General features: G+C 64.7%; 19 protein-coding genes. 13 read left to right on the top strand and 6 right to left on the bottom strand.

The window, feature by feature from the left end; all coding sequences use genetic code 11:
* Positions 1–61 precede the first annotated feature (61 nt).
* From GQA94_RS11290 to GQA94_RS11265, 6 genes are all read right to left on the bottom strand, one after another.
* Entirely contained in the window at positions 62–865 is an 804-nt protein-coding gene (locus tag GQA94_RS11290; protein ID WP_158188115.1) for an ABC transporter permease, read from the bottom strand.
* 10 nt (positions 866–875) lie between these two features.
* Positions 876–1,715 carry an ABC transporter ATP-binding protein gene (locus GQA94_RS11285; protein WP_158188114.1) on the bottom strand — a complete coding sequence of 280 codons (840 nt, stop codon included), beginning with the start codon at positions 1,713–1,715 and terminating at the stop codon, positions 876–878.
* Complete coding sequence (locus GQA94_RS11280; protein ID WP_158188113.1) at positions 1,709–2,731, bottom strand: isopenicillin N synthase family dioxygenase; 1,023 nt, start codon at positions 2,729–2,731, stop codon at positions 1,709–1,711. The genes GQA94_RS11285 and GQA94_RS11280 overlap by 7 nt, the downstream gene beginning before the upstream one ends.
* Position 2,732: 1 nt before the next feature.
* The gene (locus GQA94_RS11275; protein ID WP_158188112.1) at positions 2,733–3,755 is read right to left on the bottom strand and encodes an ABC transporter substrate-binding protein; all 1,023 of its coding nucleotides are present in this window, start codon (positions 3,753–3,755) and stop codon (positions 2,733–2,735) included.
* Between the two features lie 114 nt (positions 3,756–3,869).
* The gene (locus GQA94_RS11270) at positions 3,870–4,895 is read right to left on the bottom strand and encodes an aromatic ring-hydroxylating oxygenase subunit alpha (protein ID WP_158188111.1); all 1,026 of its coding nucleotides are present in this window, start codon (positions 4,893–4,895) and stop codon (positions 3,870–3,872) included.
* A 67-nt stretch (positions 4,896–4,962) separates the two neighbouring features.
* Positions 4,963–5,985, bottom strand: a complete 1,023-nt coding sequence (locus tag GQA94_RS11265) for an ABC transporter substrate-binding protein (RefSeq protein WP_158188110.1) — start codon at positions 5,983–5,985, stop codon at positions 4,963–4,965.
* A gap of 710 nt (positions 5,986–6,695) precedes the next feature.
* Here GQA94_RS11265 and GQA94_RS11260 point away from each other — a divergent pair.
* From GQA94_RS11260 to GQA94_RS11200, 13 genes are all read left to right on the top strand, one after another.
* The gene (locus GQA94_RS11260) at positions 6,696–8,075 is read left to right on the top strand and encodes a uracil-xanthine permease family protein (protein ID WP_158188109.1); all 1,380 of its coding nucleotides are present in this window, start codon (positions 6,696–6,698) and stop codon (positions 8,073–8,075) included.
* Positions 8,076–8,103: 28 nt separating this feature from the next.
* Entirely contained in the window at positions 8,104–8,769 is a 666-nt protein-coding gene (locus GQA94_RS11255; RefSeq protein WP_158188108.1) for a TetR family transcriptional regulator C-terminal domain-containing protein, read from the top strand.
* Positions 8,770–8,815: 46 nt separating this feature from the next.
* The gene (locus GQA94_RS11250) at positions 8,816–9,754 is read left to right on the top strand and encodes a LysR family transcriptional regulator (RefSeq protein ID WP_158188107.1); all 939 of its coding nucleotides are present in this window, start codon (positions 8,816–8,818) and stop codon (positions 9,752–9,754) included.
* Positions 9,755–10,155: 401 nt separating this feature from the next.
* Positions 10,156–11,136: an isopenicillin N synthase family dioxygenase gene (locus tag GQA94_RS11245; RefSeq protein ID WP_158188106.1), complete on the top strand. Its 981-nt coding sequence runs from the start codon at positions 10,156–10,158 to the stop codon at positions 11,134–11,136.
* Positions 11,129–11,890 (top strand): alpha/beta fold hydrolase, encoded by a 762-nt coding sequence (locus GQA94_RS11240; RefSeq protein WP_158188105.1) that lies wholly within the window; start codon positions 11,129–11,131, stop codon positions 11,888–11,890. The genes GQA94_RS11245 and GQA94_RS11240 overlap by 8 nt, the downstream gene beginning before the upstream one ends.
* Positions 11,891–11,932: 42 nt before the next feature.
* Complete coding sequence (locus GQA94_RS11235) at positions 11,933–12,913, top strand: ABC transporter substrate-binding protein (RefSeq protein ID WP_158188104.1); 981 nt, start codon at positions 11,933–11,935, stop codon at positions 12,911–12,913.
* A gap of 4 nt (positions 12,914–12,917) precedes the next feature.
* Positions 12,918–13,715 carry an ABC transporter ATP-binding protein gene (locus GQA94_RS11230; protein WP_158188103.1) on the top strand — a complete coding sequence of 266 codons (798 nt, stop codon included), beginning with the start codon at positions 12,918–12,920 and terminating at the stop codon, positions 13,713–13,715.
* The gene (locus GQA94_RS11225; protein ID WP_233270147.1) at positions 13,705–14,478 is read left to right on the top strand and encodes an ABC transporter permease; all 774 of its coding nucleotides are present in this window, start codon (positions 13,705–13,707) and stop codon (positions 14,476–14,478) included. The genes GQA94_RS11230 and GQA94_RS11225 overlap by 11 nt, the downstream gene beginning before the upstream one ends.
* 63 nt (positions 14,479–14,541) lie before the next feature.
* On the top strand, positions 14,542–15,012 hold the full coding sequence (locus GQA94_RS11220; protein ID WP_158188101.1) for a nucleoside deaminase: 471 nt from the start codon (positions 14,542–14,544) through the stop codon (positions 15,010–15,012).
* Between the two features lie 122 nt (positions 15,013–15,134).
* The gene (locus GQA94_RS11215; RefSeq protein WP_158188100.1) at positions 15,135–15,872 is read left to right on the top strand and encodes an SDR family oxidoreductase; all 738 of its coding nucleotides are present in this window, start codon (positions 15,135–15,137) and stop codon (positions 15,870–15,872) included.
* A gap of 9 nt (positions 15,873–15,881) precedes the next feature.
* Positions 15,882–16,337, top strand: a complete 456-nt coding sequence (locus GQA94_RS11210) for a carboxymuconolactone decarboxylase family protein (protein WP_158188099.1) — start codon at positions 15,882–15,884, stop codon at positions 16,335–16,337.
* Between the two features lie 261 nt (positions 16,338–16,598).
* Positions 16,599–18,143, top strand: a complete 1,545-nt coding sequence (locus tag GQA94_RS11205) for an ABC transporter ATP-binding protein (RefSeq protein WP_158188098.1) — start codon at positions 16,599–16,601, stop codon at positions 18,141–18,143.
* 10 nt (positions 18,144–18,153) lie between these two features.
* A complete protein-coding gene (locus GQA94_RS11200; RefSeq protein ID WP_158188097.1) occupies positions 18,154–19,257 on the top strand; it encodes an ABC transporter permease in 1,104 nt (367 codons plus the stop codon).
* Positions 19,258–19,305: the final 48 nt, after the last annotated feature.

The following is a 19,305-nucleotide window of genomic DNA, read 5'->3' as shown; positions in this document are numbered from 1 at the left end:
TGTGAATGGAAGAGCGAGCAGCCGCGGTACGGCAATAGAAGGCAGGGTGGGCCGGGCTGCGTTATCCCTGCTCGCTCTCATGCCAATGCCCGAGGCTGACGCGCGCCAAGGCGGCCATCAGGCTGAACAGCAGCACGCCGGTCACGGCGATGAGAAAGAGCGCGGCGAACAGACGCGGGATATTCAGCTGAAAGCCGGCCTGCAGGATTTGATACGCCAGCCCGGCTCCCGTACCACCGGTGCCGGCGACGAACTCGGCAACGACCGCGCCGATCAGCGCCAAGCCCGACGCGATGCGTAAGCCGCCGAAGAAGTATGGCAACGCACTGGGGATGCGCAGGCGCACCAGCGTCTGCCAGCGGCTCGCTCGGTTCAGCCGGAACAGATTGAGCAATCCCGGGTTGACGCTGCGCAGCCCGAGTACGGTATTGGAGATGATCGGAAAGATCGCCACCAGCGTCGCGCAAATCGTCAGCGCCAGCGTGGTGTTGCTGACCCAGATAATGATCAACGGCGCGATGGCCACCACCGGCGTTACCTGCAACAGGATCGCGTAGGGAAACAAGCTGGCCTCGATCACTCGGCTCTGCACGAACAGAAACGCGGCGATCACCCCGAGCACGACCGCCATCGCAAACGACAGAAAGGTGATTTTCAGCGTCACCAGCAGCGCGCCAAACAACATGGGCCCATCGCTGACCAGCGTTCGGCCAATCTCCAGCGGAGTAGGCACCAGATAGGTCGGCACATTCAGGGCGACGCAAAGAAACTGCCAGGTACCGAGCAGTACCAGACCGACCAGTAGCGGTGCGGCGATGCGCTGAAAACGCGGATCGGCCAACAGGGGTTGGGAGCGCTTGTCCATGGTCATCACCTCAGTGGTCTGCGTCGGCGTTGGCTTCGGCGAGCAACCGGGACAGGTGCGCGCACTGTTCGATGAAGTCGGGGCTGGTGCGGAACGCCTCGTCACGCATCTCCGGCCCCTCGATGGCCACATCGGCCAATACCCGGCCCGGCCGCGCGCCCATCACCACCACCCGAGATGACAGAAACACCGCCTCGTAAATGCTGTGGGTGACGAACACCACGGTCAGGTCACGGGCGCGCCAGAGATCACGCAGGTCGCTGTCGAGGCGATTGCGGGTGAACTCGTCTAGCGCACCGAACGGCTCGTCCATCAGCAACAGGTTCGGTTGCATCGCCAGCGCGCGGGCGATGGACGCACGCATCTGCATACCGCCCGACAGCTCGCGCGGATAGACCCCGCCGAATTCACCTAGTCCGACCAGTCCCAGCGCGGACTGAACCCGCGCGTTCGCCTCGGATTTCGGCACGCCTGCAAGGTCCAGAGGTAACCGGACGTTGTCAGCGACCCTCGCCCAGGGCATCAGCGTCGCCTCCTGAAACACCATGGCCAGACGCTGGCCGGCTTCGGCGGCATCCAGGTCGCCCTTGCCCCACCAGCGCACATGCCCGGCCGACGGTGCTTCGAGCCCGGCGAACATTTTCAGCAAGGTGCTCTTGCCGCAGCCGGACGGGCCGAGCAACGAGACGAATTCGCCGCGTCCAATGCTGAGCTTTAGCCGTTGCAACGCCTGAGTACCGTTGGGGTAGGTTTTCTCGACCTGATTGGCCAGCAACACCGGAATCGCCCCGTTGGCGGGCGCGCCGGGCTCGGGACGGGCCGTGTCGACGGTTATCGATTGCATCAACATGATCGCGTGCTCCGATTGGTTGCGTGGGCGGGGAGCGAGTCCGCCGCTGGCGTGGAGAGCTGCATGGATTGGTCCAGCTTGGCGCGGATATAGGCCCCTGCCGCCACCGGGGTGTAGCGTGGAGGTTGCTCGGAACTGCAGCAGCTCGGCAGACAGGCGACCTCGGTGTCGCACGATGGACCGGTAAACGCGACCAGTGACAGCCGTCGGGTCGAGCCCGTTAGCGTGCGTGGCGGGTTGACCACTCGGTGCAGCGTCGAACGCCAGCGGTCGTTGGTCCAGCGGGCCATCAGATCACCGACATTGATGACGAAGGCATCGGCCGGCGCACCGACGTCGCGCCATTGCCCGTCGAGGCTGCACACTTGCAGACCGCCCGGCGCCTGATCCGGCCGCAGGATGGTCAGGCCTCCATAATCGTGGTGTGCACCGTAGCGCAGTTGCCCGGCGCACGGCGCATCGGGCTGGTCCGGATAGTTGACGAAACGCAGCGTCAGCGACGGCTCGCGGTAGCTCGCCGCGAAATAATCGTCCGGCAATTGCAAAGCCACGGCCGAGAGCCGCATCAGCCGCTGGCACAACGCGTACATTGCATCGAACCAGGCATTGACGGTTTCGCCCAGTCGCGGCGGTTCGGTCGGCCAGATATTGGGCAAGCCCTGCCCGGCCCGCTCGCGCTGCAAGGAGGCGAATACCAGCGCCTCGCACAGATCTGGCGGTGTCTCGCCGGCCAGCGTCGCGGCCACGCTTTCGATCCCCACGGGCAGGTACCCGCGGCCCTTGGTCTGCTCCGGTGGCGTCCAGGCCAGTTTGTCGGCGAGCGGCCCGGCGAAGAAACATTCGGCCTCGGCATACATGCGCTTGATCAACGAAGCATCGACGCCGTGGTTGACGATACTGGCGAAGCCGCAGGTCTCCAAGGCTTCGCCGAACTGCCGCGCCACTTCGTGCTGCGATGCCGCATCGCCCGTCAGCAGCGGCCCCAGGTCCACGACCGGAATGGTGTCCAGGCTCATGTCACTGCTCCCGGTCGGCGATGGCCGGCGCCGCATTGGAGTAGTCCAGCGTGTAGGCCTGCCGGTAGTCGAGATCGGTCCGGTACACACCCGCAGCACTCATGGTCTCGAAGAAACCCCGCCAGCGGGCGTCACTCATCGCACCGGGGCCGAAGCTGACCGCATCGCCGCTGTCGATCAGCCCGCGTTCGCGCATCTGCTGCATCTTGAAGTGGAACAGGTCTTCGCCGTGCTGAGGGTTGGCCGCGAGGATCGCCTTCATCGCGGGTGCGTAATCGCCGGTCGCGCAGTCGCGCCAGCCCTGCCGGCTGGCGTCGACGAAGCGGGCAACGGCATCGCCGTGCTCATCGAGGTATGTCTGCTTGGCAAAGGCGGTGGTCGCGTAGTTGTCGTAGCCGTAGTCGGCCAGCAGGATCGACACCGGTGGTTTGTCGAGCTCCTTGCCGAGCAAGTGCGCGTCTTCCGTTATGTAGCCCTGCTGAACAGCCTTGGGGTTGGCCAGGAAGGGCACCGAGGAATAGGCGTAGGGCCGCAGCTGGCTGTCGCTGAAACCGTAGCGCTGCTTGAGAAACTGCCAGAACTCGGCCTGCGAGAACTTGGCGACCATGATCGGTCGCCCCTTGAGGTCATCCAGCGTTTCGACACCCTGGTCGGTATGGGCCACCAGGGTCTGCGGGTCTTTCTGTAGAAAGGCGGCGACCGTGCGCGCCGGGATGCCCTGCTGAATCATGTTCAGTGTGGTGAAGCTCGAACCCATCCCCATCTGCAGGTCGCCAGTGGCAACCTGCAGCGCGATGTTGCGGTCCGGCCCGCCAGGCACCAGCTCGACGGCCAGCCCGAGCTTGTCATACAGCCCGGTCGCCTGGGCCTGGTAGAAACCGCACATCTCGGCTTGGGGCAACCAGTTCAAGCCGAAGCGCAGGGGTTCGGCCGCATGTGTCGGCACAGCCTGCAGGCCCAACGCAATGGCGAGGGCCGTGAGTGCGCGGCGCACGGGGGTAGCAATCGAAGCGGTGGCGTTCATGCACGGTCTCCAAGGCTTATTCGCGGTCCGACGCCTCATTGCGGCGGATCCGTAACCGCGGAGTGCCCGTCTGTGCAGGCTGTCCGCGGGGATTGCGGGCGTTGCGGGTCGAACTCAGGCAGTCATGAACACTTCGCTTTCGCCGTGCGCTTCGAGCAGCGCCACAAGCTGCTTGCGGATTACCAGGCCAGGCTTGTCCGACGGCATGTGCATTTCCACTCGGCGCCGGGTATCGACACAGGCGTCGTAGTCCGTCGCCTCGAGGATGTCGCGATCCTCAGCCGTGATGGCCGCATCCCAGTCAATCAGCTCTTGCGTTGAGCATTGTTCCTCGCTGTCGTTGCGGTAGAGCCACTGCACCAGCATCAGCCTGCCGTCGTCGATTGGGGTCGCGCAGTTGTAGATGATGTGGTGGATGCCGCTGTCCGGGTACATGCAGCCGAAGCGGCGGGAGAACGGCAGGTAGTAGCGGTTGATCAGGTGCCGGTTGGTGATCGGCTCGGTGGTCCCGGTGATGCGAAAGCTCGCCTCGGGATTGCGGATCGGCACCAGGGTTTCGGCCTCGAAGCCGTAACCGGTTTCGCGGAATTCGTAGCTCGACGGTTTGGGCTGGTCGAACAGTCCGAAGTTGGCCTTGTGCACGAAGGAAAAGTGCGAGTTGTCGAAGGAGTTCTCCATCACCCGCAGCGGGCTGGTTTTCCACTCTTCGTAGAACTGGAAGATGCGCCGATAGCCGGGCGCGCCGTCTTCGGGAAACTCCGGGATCGGCTGCAGCGGATCGTCCAGAGCGACCCAGACATAGCCATAACGGTCTTGGCAGTGAAACGTCTCGACCTTGGCGCCCGGCGGAATCATGCCTTCGGGATTCTGCGGAATCTTCACGCAGGTACCGCTGCAGTCGTATTCCCAACCGTGGTAGCCGCAGGCCAGGTTGCCCTCGTCGCTGATGAAGCCTTTCGACAGCTTGGCCGTGCGATGGCAGCAGCGGTCGCGCATGGCGACCGGCGTGCCGTCCGGCTTCTGCCACAACACCAGTGGTTCGCCGAGCAAGGTAAAGGGTTGCGGGCCTTCGGTGAGCCTCGCGGTGGGCATGAGCGCGTACCAGAAACGGCGCAGTACGGGTTGTTTGGTGACCAGCATGTGGTGTCCTCATCAGTCTGACGTCGCCCGGTTGCCAGGCACCGGGCTCGTAAATTCTGCAAGCGGGTTACGGCAGCACCTTTTGGGCGCCCTCGACGAAACGCAGGTCGTAGCCCTGCTTGAAGTCCACCGCCTCGTCGAGCAGGCCGGCGCCGACCATGTAATCGCGGGTGTTCTGCCAGCGCGCATCGGTCATCACGCCGATGCCGCCGGTGGCCGCCTCACCGCCGGTGACCAGTTGGAATTCGTTCATCCGCTCGATGCCCCAGGCGATCTGGGCATCGGTCATGTTGGGGTTGTCCTGTTTGATCAGCGCGTTACCCGGTGCGGGGTTGGCGAGGTAGCTCTTCCAGCCTTCCATGGTGGCGTCGTAGAAACGCTGAAGCGCCTCCGGCCGCGACTCGATCAGGTCGCGACGGGTCACCAGTGTCGAGCCGTAAGGTGGATAGCCGTGATCGGCGAACAGGTAGAAGCGGGCATCCACGCCCTGTTGCCGGGCCTGGAACAGCTCGGAGCTGGCATACGCCTGCTGCGCGGTGTTCTGGTCAGCGAAGAACGGCTGCAGGTTGAAGGTATAAGGCCGCGTCTGGCTGTCGGTCAGCCCGTATTTGGCCTTGAGCCAGGGCCACCATGAGGTTTGCCCGGACGTCGCCACCAGAATGGTCTTGTCTTTCAGACCATCGAGGCCCTCGACGTCGCCATGGGTCAGCAAGCCCTGCGGATCACCCTGAAAACAAGCGCCGATGGCCACTACCGGCAGCCCCTGCTCGAGATTCTTCAAAATCTGGAAGTCATAACCGACGATCACGTCAGCCTTGCGCGCCAGCAACAGCTGCATGCCGTTGACCTGCGGGCCACCCATTTTCACGGTCACATCCAGCCCGTGCTTTTCATAGATGCCCTCCGCCACCGCCTGATAGAAACCGCCGTGTTCGGCCTGGGCGTACCAGGACGTCAGCAGCGTGATTTTTTCGTTGGCGTGTGCCGGAGCGCCGAGCAGCACGGTGCCCAGCAACGTGGCGGGCAACAACGCCTGGCGGACCAACTTGCACAGCACGGGCGCAGCGCGTCCCGATTCCGTCGTTTTCATAGGGAGAACTCCATTGGCAAAGCACGGGGATGCCGCCAGTTGCACAGGCGACCGGCAGGCGAACGAAGCACAGGAAAGCGAGGCGAAGGCATCCGGCTCATCGGCACCGGATTGCTGCAGCAGGGAACGAGCGACGCGGCATGACGCATGGCGGTTGACCTCTCTCCTGTCGAGCCCTGGCGGGCGTGAACAAGCACCCCGCGAACAGGGCGTGCGGCCGTATGGGCCGCAAGAGCAATGTCCCACGCCACCGGGCGAACCGACGGCGCTAACCGCTTCTACTCGAGAGGTCACGTAGCAGAAGCTGTGCCAGATTGAGCCTGACCTGATGCATCGCGCCGGTTGGCGCCGCGCAAACACCGATAGTTGACGGATTGGCCAGCTTTAACCAAACGGCAGCTGGAGCTGGCAAGCGCGTCGAATCTGATGCAATCATGGCCGGACCAACGCGACAAAAGCGGGCAAGACGCGTTCCTTGGCGCAGTGTTTTGGTGCACATCGGGCGCCTCCGCGGCAGCAATCGCCACGAGACCTGGCGACAGGCGAACGGCAACCGAAGCTGCCTTGTCCGGTAGGCTCCGGGCGCTGCAGGACCTGCAGCGACCGACACGCCAAAAAACCTAAGCAAGTGGTCAGATTCTTGCACTGGCCGAGACACGAGACAGGCGTTCCAGCCTGCGCCAATCGTTGTTCATTCGAGGTCACCTGCCATGCAAGAACACGCCGAAGCCGACCTGATCCATGGTCTGGACGATCGCCCTGCCCCATTACCCGCTGTTTTCGCCGCCCTGCAGCACATCCTTGCCAGCTTCGTCGGGATCATCACCCCACCGCTGGTGATCGGCGCCGTGCTCGGACTCGGCGATCACCTGCCTTATCTGATCAGCATGGCGCTGATGGTTTCCGGCGTCGGCACCTTCATCCAGGCGCGCAGTCCCTGGGGCATCGGTGCCGGCATGATCTGCCTGCAAGGCACCAGTTTTGCCTTTCTCGGTGCGGTGCTATCGGCCGGTCTGCTGGTCAAGGGACGCGGCGGCAGCCCGGAGGACATCCTGGCGATGATCTTCGGCGTGTGCTTCTTCGGTGCCTTCGTGCAGATCATCCTGAGCCGCTTCATCGGTCAGTTGCGCAAGGTGATCACCCCCCTGGTCACCGGTATCGTCATCACCCTGATCGGTGTCAGCCTGATCAAGGTCGGCATCACCGATCTGGGCGGCGGCTTCAAGGCCGACGACTTCGGCGCGCCAGGCAATCTGGCACTCGGCTCGCTGGTGCTGCTTACGATCATTCTGCTGAACCGCTCGAAACAACCATGGATTCGTCTTTCGGCCATCGTCATCGGCCTTGCCGTCGGCAGCGTTGCCGCCTGGTTCAGCGGCAAACTGGTCCCGCAACCGCTACCGGACTTGCCGCTGATGAGCCTGCCGCTCCCCTTTCACTACGGCTTTGCCTTTGACTGGACGGCCTTTGTACCGGTGGCGCTGATCTACGTCATCAGCACCATCGAAACGGTCGGCGACCTGACCGCCAATTGCATGCTGTCGCGCCAGCCGATCGAAGGGCCGAGCTACCTGGAACGCCTGCGTGGCGGCATCCTCGGCGACGGCGTCAGCTGTCTGATCGCCTCGACCTTTTCCGCCTTCCCCAACACCACTTTTGCGCAGAACAACGGCGTGATCCAGATGACCGGCGTGGCCAGCCGGCACGTGGGCTTGTATATCGGCGCCCTGCTCTTCGCCCTCGGCCTGTTTCCGCTGCTCGGCGCGGTGCTTCAGCAGATCCCCAAGCCGGTGCTCGGTGGCGCAACCCTGATTATGTTCGGCAGCGTCGCGGCAGCCGGCATTCGCATCCTCTCGCAAGTGAAGCTGGACCGCCGCAACATGCTGATCATCGCCGCCTCGCTCGGCATCGGTCTGGGTATTGCCGCGCAGCCGGAGCTGCTGCATCAGATGCCCAAGCTGGTCCAGAACCTGTTCGACTCGGCCATCACCTGTGGCGGGCTCACCGCCATCCTGCTGGATCTGCTGCTGCCGCGCGAAAAGACGGCTGACACCACCTGCGCTAGCATCCAAGAACCCCACCGAGCCTGACAGGCCGGCCGTCCAGAGGAGAGGACCCATGAATACCTTCGACGCCACGCTCAACCAGACGTCCCTGTCCAGCAAACGCGGCGGCCGGATTCGCCAGAAAAACGAAGAACTGATCCTGTCGGCCGCCGCAGAGGAATTCGCCCGCTACGGCTACAAGGGCACGAGCATGAACGCGATTGCCTTGCGCGCAGCCCTGCCCAAGGCCAACCTGCACTACTACTTCACCAACAAGCTGGGCCTCTACGTCGAGGTGATGCGGCACATCCTCGAACTGTGGGACAACGCCTTCGACCATCTCACCGCCGAGGATGACCCGGCCACCGCCCTGGCAGCCTACATCCGCACCAAGATGGAGTTCTCACGCAAGCAGCCGCAGGCCTCGAAAATCTTCGCCATGGAAGTGATCAGCGGCTGCGAATGCCTGTCGGAGCACTTCAACGAGGATTATCGCGACTGGTTCCGCGGTCGCGCCGCCGTGTTCAGGGCGTGGAGCGACGCGGGCAAGATGGACCCCGTCGATCCCATGCACCTGATTTTCCTGATCTGGAGCAGCACGCAGCACTACGCCGACTTTTCCGACCAGATCCGCCGCGTCACCGGCCAGCGCCGGGTCACCAGGGACGATTTCACGCGCGGCACCGAGACCCTGATCCAGATCATTCTCAAGGGTTGCGGCCTGACGCTGCCCACCTGATCGATCGTCGCGAAGATCGCGTCCGTTCCCTGAGGCCAAGCCCGGTATGTCACGTCGCCTGCGCATCCATTCCCCCGCTATCCATTACTTCGACATGGTTCGTCGCTGCCATTCGATCCGCGAAGCGGCCCGGCGGCTCAATGTGGCCTCATCGGCGGTCAACCGGCAGATCCTGAAACTCGAAGGGGAGATCGGCGCCCCGCTGTTCGAGCGCCTGCCGGCTGGGCTGCGCCTGACCGCCGCAGGGGAAGTGTTCGCACGCCACGTACTGGTCGTATTGCAGGACGCCGCGCGAGCCAGCTCCGAACTCGATGCGCTGCAAGGATTGCGCACCGGCCATGTCGAAATCGCCACCGTATCGGGTGTCACGGTCGACTTGCTGCCAGGCGTACTGGAAAGCATGAACGCGCGCTATCCCCATATCACCGTGGGCGTCACCAGTCTGGGCTCACAAGGCATTCCAGACGCCGTGACGAGCGGCCAGGCTGACATCGGCATCGCCTTTGCCTTACGCCGCACCGCCGACTTGCAGCAGCTCGGCGTGGGGCACTTTCGCCTCGGTGCCATCGTCGCGGCGGATCATCCACTGGCCGGGCGCCGCGAGGTGAGCTTTTCCACCTGCGCCGAACATCGGCTGATCCTGGCCAAGAGCGATCTGTCGATTCACCACCTGCTGGCGCCCGTGATCGCCCGGACTCGCTCGCCACACAAGGCGACCCTGGAAACCAGCTCGGTGGAACTGGCCTCGCAGATGGCCAAACGTGGCGCAGGCATCGCCTTCCAGACCCGCATCGGCATCGAGGCGGAACTGGCGGCCGGGAGCCTGGTTCACCTGCCACTGACCGACAACGGCCAGGTGCTCAGCGACCTGGGCGTGTACGTCCGCAGCTCACGCTACCTGCCCGTGGCGGTGGACGCATTCGTCCGCGCCCTGTGCGAGGAAATCGCCGACCGCGAAAGCCGCGAGCGCGCCGAAACCGCCTGATCCGTCGCGCCGCGCATCGAGGCAATTGCATCGATGCCTCACACATCCGTTTCAACCCCCCGTTGGCCAAGCTGGAATGAAGCGCAAGGGCGTCACGCTTCGCCGCCGGGCGCGCATCCGGACCGCTTGTTGATTTTTTTTTAAGCCGAATCGGACCGCGCTCCCGCGCCAAATCGGTGCACATCGTTCGTCCCGAGCCAGTCGAAAAAAGCGAAAACCTTGGGAACCGGGGCCTGGCGAAGCGCCATCGCAGTGCACTGGCCGCCCCACCGAAACGCACCCAACCCTGATGCCGAAAAGGCATCGGCATGCTCGATATTCTCTGCTTTTGCGCACACCCAAGAGGGCCGGATACTGCGCCACAACGGGCTAAGCGCCCTAGCTCTCGAAGGGTTTGCAGCATGTCCGACGCATTTCACGCCGACCTGATAAATGAGGCCAGCCTGCCGCTGATCGATCTCACAGGACTGCTTGGTGACGATCCACGGACGCGCGCCGCGGTCGCCGAGCAGATCGGTCGAGCCTGTCGCGATACCGGGTTCTTCTACATCCACAACCATGGCATCGACCCGGCGCTGCAAGCGGCCGTTTTCCAACAGGCACAGCGATTGTTCGAGCTGCCTGACGACGCCAAACGGGCGCTCGACAAGGCCGCTTCGCCTGCAAACCGTGGCTATGAAGCACTGCGTGGCCAGTGCCTGGAAGCGGACGCACCGCCCGACCTGAAGGAAGGCTTCTATCTAGGCCGCGAACTGGCGCCTGACGATCCGCGCGTGCTGGCCGGGCGCTTCAATCATGGCCCTAACCAATGGCCGGCGGTGCTGCCCGCATTTCGCCCGGTGATGCAACGCTACCATCACGCCATGACGCAGCTGGCCGAACGCCTCATGGCGGGCCTGGCACTGTCGCTGGCGTTGCCGGAGGACTACTTCGCGCCATTCTGTGAAGACGCCATGGCCACGCTCAGACTGCTGCATTACCCGCCACAGCCGGTCAACGCCGCGCCCGGCGAAAAGGGTTGCGGCGCGCATACCGACTTCGGCGGCCTGACGCTGTTGTTGCAGGACGAAAATCCCGGCTTGCAAGTGTGGCACCACACGACCCAGGCCTGGATCGAAGCCACGCCGCTGCCGGGTACCTATGTGGTCAACCTCGGCGACATGATTGCCCGCTGGACCAACGACCGCTATCGCTCGACCCTGCACCGCGTGGTCAATCGGTCAGGTCGGGAGCGTTACAGCGTGCCGTTCTTCTTCGGCGGCAACCCTGATCATCGCGTGGCCTGTATCCCCACCTGCCTGGCGCCCGGCGAGACGCCGCGCTACCCGAGCGTGACGGTCGAGCAGCACTACCGGGAGATGTACCGGAGAACCTATGACTGACCGTCATGTGGTGCTGATTCATGGCGCCTGGGCCGGCAGTTGGGTCTGGGACGGATTGATCGACCCACTGCTCGCGGCCGGCTACGTCCCGCATGCTGTCGATCTGCCTGGTAATGGCAACGACGACACACGGGCCGCGCACGTGACGCTGGAGGCCTACGTGGCGCATGTCAGCGACCTGATCGACCGCCTCGACGGGCCCGTTCATCTGGTCGCGCACTCCGGCGGCGGGCTGACGGCTACGGCGGTCGCCGAACGGCGTGCCGAGCGCATCGCAGGAATCGCTTACGTCGCCGGCATGATGCTGCCCAGCGGCATCGGCTTCGCCGAGGCGTGCGCCGAACTGCTCCCGACAACACCTGACGCCGTGGGAATCGGCCCGTTTCTGCAACGCAGCGTCGATGGACTGGGCACCTGCGTGCCCGTCGAGAGCGCCTGCGCGCTGTTCTTCCACGACGTGCCGCAGCCGCAGGCGCTCGCCGCTGCGCAGCGACTCTGCGCGCAACCCGACGGCGGCCGCGTCGCCGTGGTGCACTGGAGCGCCGAGCGCTTCGGGCGCCTGCCGCGCCTGTATGTCGAATGCAGCGCCGACCGTTCGGTCGTGCCCGCCGTCCAGCGGTGGATGCAAACCCATGTGCCGGGAGCCGAGCGGGTCACGCTCGAGTGCGGACATGTGCCGCAGCTGGCGGCTCCCGAAGCGCTGCTCGCCGCGCTGCTGTCGTTTTTCACGCGCCACCCCGCCCCCGTTTTCTGACCGATACCTACCCTAGCGATGCCCACCCAGGAGCGACTCCCGATGATCAAGAAAACCCTGCTTGCCAGTTCACTGCTGGCCCTGTTCGCACAAGGCGCGCTGGCCGCCGACACGGTGCGCTGGCTGAACGACTGGCTACCGGCCGGCGACAAGGCGGTGATCTATCTCGGCGTCGAGAAGGGCCTGTTCGCCGAGCAAGGCATCGACGTTGAAATCTCCAGCGCCCGTGGCGGCAGCGACGTGGTCACCAAGCTGGCCACCGCGAGTGCCGACTTCGGCAGCGCCGGGCTGGCGTCGGTGCTGCAGGCGCGGGCCCAGGGCCCCGTGCCGGTGGTGGCCGTGGCGCCAATCTACAACAAGCAGCCGGACGCCTTCTTCACCGCCGAAGGCTCGGGCATCGAGCGCTTCGAAGACATCGCCGGCAAGACGGTCGCCACCCCGACATTCTCTGCCTCGAACGTGGTCTTCCCGCTGGTCCTCGAAGCCAATGGCATCGATCGCGACGGCGTCAAGCTGCTCAAGCTCGACCCCGGCGCGCTGGCACCGATGCTGGCGACCGGCAAGGTAGACGCCACCATCAACTGGGTGACCGTGGCACCCGGCTTCGCCCGCGCCATGCAGGACGCCGGTAAGCAGCTCAAGGTGATTGCCTGGTCGGATTTCGGCTTCGATGGCTACGGCCTGTCGCTGATCGCCTCCGAACGCTTTCTGCAGACACGCCCCGAGGTCGCGAAAAAATTCATCAAGGCTTATCTCCAGGCGCAGGAGATGGCCATCGCCGACCCAGCCGCCGCAGCCGCCGCGTTGAAGAAAATCGTTCCTGAGGTCGATGAGCAGCAGGCGGTCGAGCAGTTCACCGCGTCGGTCCCGTTGATGCAGAACGAGATCAGCGCTGCCGAAGGCACCGTTCGGTTCGATCCGAAGCGCCTCGAGACCACCTGGCAATGGGTCGCTCGCGCCCAGAACCTTGAGACCGACAGCCTGGACCCGAGCCAGGTAGTCGCCAACGGCTTCGTCGAGTGAACCCATGAATCAGACCGAACCCCGCGCGACACGGCCGAGCATCGTCTTTGAACAGGTCCGGCAGGTATTCACCTCGTCGGACGGCAGTGAAGTGGTCGCCCTCGACGACACCAGCTTCGCCATCGGCCGCCACGAGTTCATCGCCGTGCTCGGCCCTTCGGGGTGTGGCAAGTCGACGCTGCTGCGCATCCTCGCCGGGCTGATCCGTCCGACCTCGGGTCAGGTCAGCATCTACGGCAAAGCGCTGGAAGGCCCGCGCGACGAAGTCGGCATCGTGTTCCAGAAACCGACGCTGCTGCCCTGGCTGACGATCCGCGACAACCTGACCTTCCCGATGAAGCACAAGTACGGTCGGGTCACGGCGCTTGAGCGCGAGCGCGGCGAAGAGCTGCTGGAACTGGTCGGCCTCAAGGAGTTCGGCAGCAAGCACCCGGACGAACTCTCCGGCGGCATGCAGCAACGCGCCGGAATCGCCCGGGCCTTGCTGCACGACCCGGAAATCCTGCTGATGGACGAGCCCTTCTCGGCACTGGACGCGCTGACCCGCGACGAACTCAGTCTGGAGCTGCTGAACATCTGGACCCAGCGCCCGAAAACCGTGCTGTTCATCACCCACTCGATTCCCGAAGCCCTGCTGCTGGCCGACCGCATCCTGGTGATGTCGGCGCGACCGGGCCGGGTGACCGAAATCATCGATGTCGATCTGCCCCGGCCACGGTCGCTGGATACCCTTACGGAGCCCCGTTTCAATGAGCTCGCCAACCACATCCGCCGACAGGTCTTCAGCCGCCATGGCCTTTAATCGCATCATGGGCGAACGGTTCGCCCCTGGGCTGGCACTGCTCGGCCTGCTGCTCATCTGGGAAGCCGCGTGCTGGCTGTTCAGCCTGCCCGCGTTCGTACTGCCCTCTCCGAGTGCCATCCTGACGGCCACTTGGAAGCTCGACCCGGCCATCTGGTTCGAGCATATCTTCGCGACGTTGCGGGTCACCTTGCTCGGCTACGGCCTGTCGATCCTCATCGGGATACCGCTGGCAATCGCCTTGGCGTCCTCCAGGCTGCTGTCGCGCACGCTCTACCCGCTGTTGGTGATCGTCCAGTCAACGCCGATCGTCGCGGTCGCCCCGATCATCGTTGTGGTGATGGGCGCCGGCGACCTGCCGCGCGTGTTCATCACCTTTCTGATCGCCTTTTTCCCGATCGTGGTCTCGACCGTCACCGGTCTGCTGGCGACGCCGCCCGAGCTGATCGAGCTGTCGCGTTCGCTTGGCGCCTCACGGACGCGGGAGTTTCGCAACATTCGCCTGCCCTATGCGGTCCCGCATCTGTTTTCAGCGCTGCGCATCTCCATCACGCTGGCGGTGATCGGGGCGGTGGTCGCCGAATTCGTCGCGGCCGACAAGGGCCTGGGCTATTTCATCAACTTTTCGACGTCGATGTTCCAGGTTCCGCAAGCCTTTGCCGCACTGACGATGCTGGTGATCATCAGCCTGGCGTTGTTTCAGCTGGTCGGCCTGGCGCAACGGCTGCTGTTCACCTGGAGCATTCCCAAGGGTGAACACTGAGTCCCGCTTGCCTTTTCATTGACGCGGGCAAGCTCTCCCGCCCCAACATTCGGACACCTCGATATGCCACTAGACGACTCCGCCCTCTTGCGCAAAAGTTTCGATGTCGCCCGCCGCGCCCTCGCCGAAGGCACTCACCCGTTCGGCGCCATCCTGGTCGGGCCCGATGGCGAAGTGTTGTTGGAACAGGGCAACGCCTACATGCCCGATCACGACATGACCGGCCACGCCGAACGCGTCTTGATGACCCGTGCCTCGACACGCTACACGCCGGAATTCCTCTCGCGCTGCACCATGTATACCTCCGCCGAGCCCTGTGCCATGTGCGCTGGCGCCGCGTACTGGGCAGGGCTGGGGCGAGTGGTCTATGGCCTGTCCGAACGCAGCCTGAAGGAGATTACCGGCAACCATCCGGAGAACCCGACGCTCGATTTGCCCTGCCGTGTCGTCTTCGAAGCGGGTCAGCGCCAGGTCGAAGTGATCGGTCCACTACTTGAAGCAGAAGCGGCCGAACTGCACGAAGGCATCTGGTAACGCGCCGTCCAGAATCAGGCAAGCGCCCGGCAGGATCGACATAACGTCGGGGCCTCTCGCCTCCCTAGCATTCATCCCACGGCGCCCACCGGCGCCGAACCGATGAATCCGTGGAGGGCAACATGTCGAACACCGAAGGAAAAATCGTACTCATCACCGGCGCCAGCAGCGGTATTGGCGAAGCCACGGCGCGCCTGCTGGCCACACGGGGCGCCCGCGTGGTGCTGGGCGCTCGCCGCCTGGAGCGTCTGGAGCGGCTTGCCGCCGACATCAACGAAGCCGGTGGCGTGGCCGTCTGCCGGGCGCTGGACGTTACCCGGCGCGAAGATACCCAGGCCTTCGTCGACTTCGCCGAGCAGCGCTTTGGCCGCGTCGACGTGATCATCAACAATGCCGGGGTGATGCCCCTTTCTCGGCTCGACGCGCTAAAGGTCGAGGAATGGGACCGGATGATCGACGTGAACATCCGCGGCGTATTGCACGGCGTCGCCGCCGGCCTGCCCCTCATGCAGCGCCAGCGCTCAGGCCAGTTCATCAACATCGCCTCGATCGGCGCCTACGCGGTCAGCCCTACCGCAGCGGTGTACTGCGCCACCAAATACGCGGTGCGGGCCATTTCCGAAGGGCTGCGTCAGGAGGTAGGCGGCGACATCCGCGTCACCCTGGTTTCTCCGGGCGTCACCGAATCGGAACTCGCCGAGAGCATCTCCGACGAGGGCGCCCGTGCAGTCATGGACGATTTCCGGCGCATCGCCATTCCCGCCGAAGCCATCGCGCGCGCCATCGCCTACGCCGTCGATCAGCCTGCCGACGTCGATGTCAGCGAGCTGGTGGTTCGCCCCACCGCCAGCCCTTACTGAGGCCACGCCATGAAATCATTCACTGGCAACACTCTGATCGCTGCCTGGCTGGGTTTGCTGGGCCCCCTTACGCTCGCCTCGCTGGACGCGCTCGGCAACGAACGGCACGAACGTGGCCTGCAGGTCATGGATCGCCTCTCCGGTGGCGCCGGACAACCGGTGCTCGACGCGCTCCGCGAAGACTACCCGTTCCTCGCCGAAGGCATCACCGCTTACGCCCTGGGGGACGTCTGGGGCCGCACGGGACTGGACGACCGTACCCGGCAACTGGCCGCTGTCGCTGCCTTTGCCGCGCAGGGCAACCTGCCGTACATGAAGGTGCATGCCGGCTATGCGCTGCGGCTCGGGGTGACCCGTGACGAGCTGAAGGAAGTGATCTACCTGACCACCGTCACGGCCGGTTTCCCACGGGCCATCGACGCGGCTCAGGCACTGCGCGACGTTCCGGACCCGACCGTGCGGTAAGCCTCGATGATGCGGGGTCGAACGGACGCCGCATCGCCTGGTTTCGCAGCGTTCGCTCGGCATCCTCGTCATCGAACCCGCCGCGCGCCGCGCCCCAACCCGGTGCGTACGCCCCTGGCACGGCGGCGGGAGGCACCAAAGCGATGCGCGGGCCGTCGCCGCCGATTGCCCCCCGGGGCCGCATCCCGCACCAACGCAGATACCTGACTATCTGGCCAGCTTTTTGCTATGACCCTCGGCATGAATCCAGCGGACGCCTCCATGCCCGAACAACAGACCGCACGCCTGCAGCTGACCGGCATTACCAAACGGTACCCCGGCTGCCTGGCCAACGACCGCATCGACCTGTCGATCCGCCCAGGCGAAATCCACGCCTTGCTGGGCGAGAACGGTGCAGGCAAAAGCACCCTGATGAAAATCATCTACGGCGTGACGCAGCCGGATGCCGGTGAAATCCGCTGGGACGGACAGCCGGTCATCATGCGCGATCCGGCGCAAGCGCGTGAACGTGGCATTGGCATGGTGTTCCAGCACTTTTCGCTGTTCGACACCCTCACCGTGTCCGAGAACATCGCGCTGGCGATGGGCGCCGCAGCCGGTACGCCCAAACAGCTGGAGCCGAAGATTCGCCAGGTGTCGCAGCGCTACGGCATGCCCCTGGAGCCGCAACGGTTGGTGCACAGCCTGTCGATTGGCGAGCGCCAGCGGGTCGAGATCGTGCGCTGCCTGATGCAGGACATCAAGCTGCTGATTCTCGACGAACCGACGTCGGTCCTCACCCCGCAAGAAGCCGACGACCTGTTCGTGGTGCTGCGCCGGCTCGCCGCCGAGGGTTGCAGCATCCTGTTCATCAGCCACAAGCTCAACGAAGTCCGCGCGCTCTGCGAAAGCGCCACGGTACTGCGAGGCGGACGCGTCTCGGGGGACTGCGTACCGACCGAATGCAGCGACATGGACCTGGCGCGCCTGATGGTCGGCGATGCCGAGGGCCTGGAAGCCGAGTACCCGAAAGTCGAGGGCGGCGCGCCGTTCCTGCGGGTCTCGCGGCTGTCCTGGCACAACGCCGATCCGTTCGGCGTATCGCTGGATAATCTCGCGCTGGAGGTACGCAGCGGAGAGATCGTCGGCATCGCCGGGGTCGCCGGCAACGGTCAGGACGAACTGCTCGCGCTGCTCAGCGGCGAACAGCGACTGGCCCGCGAGCACGGCGCCTGCATCCGCTTTCTCGACGCGCCGGTGGCGCATTTGCGTCCCGATGCACGACGGCGTCACGGCATGGCCTTCGTACCCGCGGAGCGCCTTGGACACGGCGCGGTGCCGGACATGAGCCTGGCCGACAACGGCCTGCTTACCGGCTTTCAGCAGGACGGACTGGTCGGCGCCGGGCTGATCCGTCATCACCGGGTCGAAGCTTTCGCGCGGCGCATCATCGAGCGCTTTTCGGTGAAGACACCGGACACCCATACGCCGGCACGCAGCCTGTCCGGCGGCAACCTGCAAAAGTTCATCCTTGGTCGGGAAATCCTCCAGCAACCGAAACTGCTGGTCGCCGCGCACCCCACCTGGGGCGTCGATGTCGGCGCGGCTGCGGCGATTCACCGTGAACTGATCGCGTTGCGCGACGCCGGTGCCGCGATCCTGGTGATCTCCGAAGACCTCGAAGAACTGTTCCAGATCAGCGACCGCATCGCCGCCCTGAGTCACGGCCAACTGTCGCCGCTGAAGGCGACCGCCCGGACCACCACTGCCGACGTCGGTCGCTGGATGGCCGGCCAGTTCGATCATCCCACGCCCACCGCTGCCTGAGACCTTTCGCATGCTGCTATCCCTGGAACCGCGCGGCCAGCAGTCGCGCCCGATGCTCTGGCTCTCGCCGCTGCTCGCCGCCCTTCTGACGCTGATCAGCGGCGCATTGCTGTTCGCCGCGCTGGGCCATCCGCCGCTGGAGACCCTTCGCGTGCTGCTGATCGATCCGGTCAGCGACCTCTACGGCGTCTCCGAACTGCTGGTCAAGGCGCTGCCGATCCTGCTCTGCGCACTGGGCCTGGCGGTCGTCTACAACGCGCGCATCTGGAACATCGGCGCCGAAGGCCAATTGCTCATCGGCGCGCTGGCCGGCAGCGCACTGGCGGTGCACATCATCGAGTGGGACTCGCGCTGGGCGCTGTTGCTCACGCTGGCGGTCGGCACGCTCGGCGGAGCGGCCTGGGCCGGGCTCTGCGCCTGGTTGCGTACGCAGTTCAACGCCAACGAGATTCTCACCAGCATCATGCTCAACTACATTGCATTGAACCTGCTGCTGTTTGCCGTACATGGGCCGCTGAAGGACCCGGAGGGTTTCAATTTCCCTGAATCGGCGATGTTCGGCGACGCCACGCGGCTGCCGCCGCTGTTCGAAGACCTGCGCGTGCACGCCGGTTTCTACTTCGCGCTGCTGGCGCTGGTAGTGGTCTGGGTGCTGCTGCAAAAGAGTTTTCTCGGCTTCCAGATCAAGGTGCTCGGACTCGACAAGCGCGCCGCCGGCTTCGTCGGCTTCCGTGAAAAGCATCTGGTCTGGATCGCCCTGCTGATCAGCGGCGCGCTGGCCGGACTGGCCGGAGTCGCCGAAGTCACCGGCCCCATCGGGCAACTGGTACCACAGGTGTCGCCCGGTTACGGCTATGCGGCCATTACCGTGGCATTTCTCGGTCGGCTCAATCCGCTCGGCATCGTCTTCGCCAGTCTGTTGATGGCGCTGCTCTACCTCGGCGGTGAAAACGCTCAGATGGCGGCCAACCTGCCGCAATCGATCACCCAGTTGTTCCAGGGCATGGTGCTGTTCTTCCTGCTCGCATGCGACGTGCTGATTCTGTATCGGCCGCGCCTGGCCTGGAGCTGGAAGCGCAATGCCGGAATCCTGAAGCCCGCCACTCATTCCTGACCTTCCGCTCTCCCCGCTTCGAGCGGCTGCGTTCAGCCGCAAGGTGAA

Source organism: Stutzerimonas stutzeri (assembly GCF_009789555.1).
GTDB classification, from domain to species: Bacteria; Pseudomonadota; Gammaproteobacteria; order Pseudomonadales; family Pseudomonadaceae; genus Stutzerimonas; species Stutzerimonas stutzeri_R.
The sequence above is the reverse complement of the archived record's forward strand: the minus strand, read 5'-3'. Positions and strand labels throughout refer to the sequence as shown.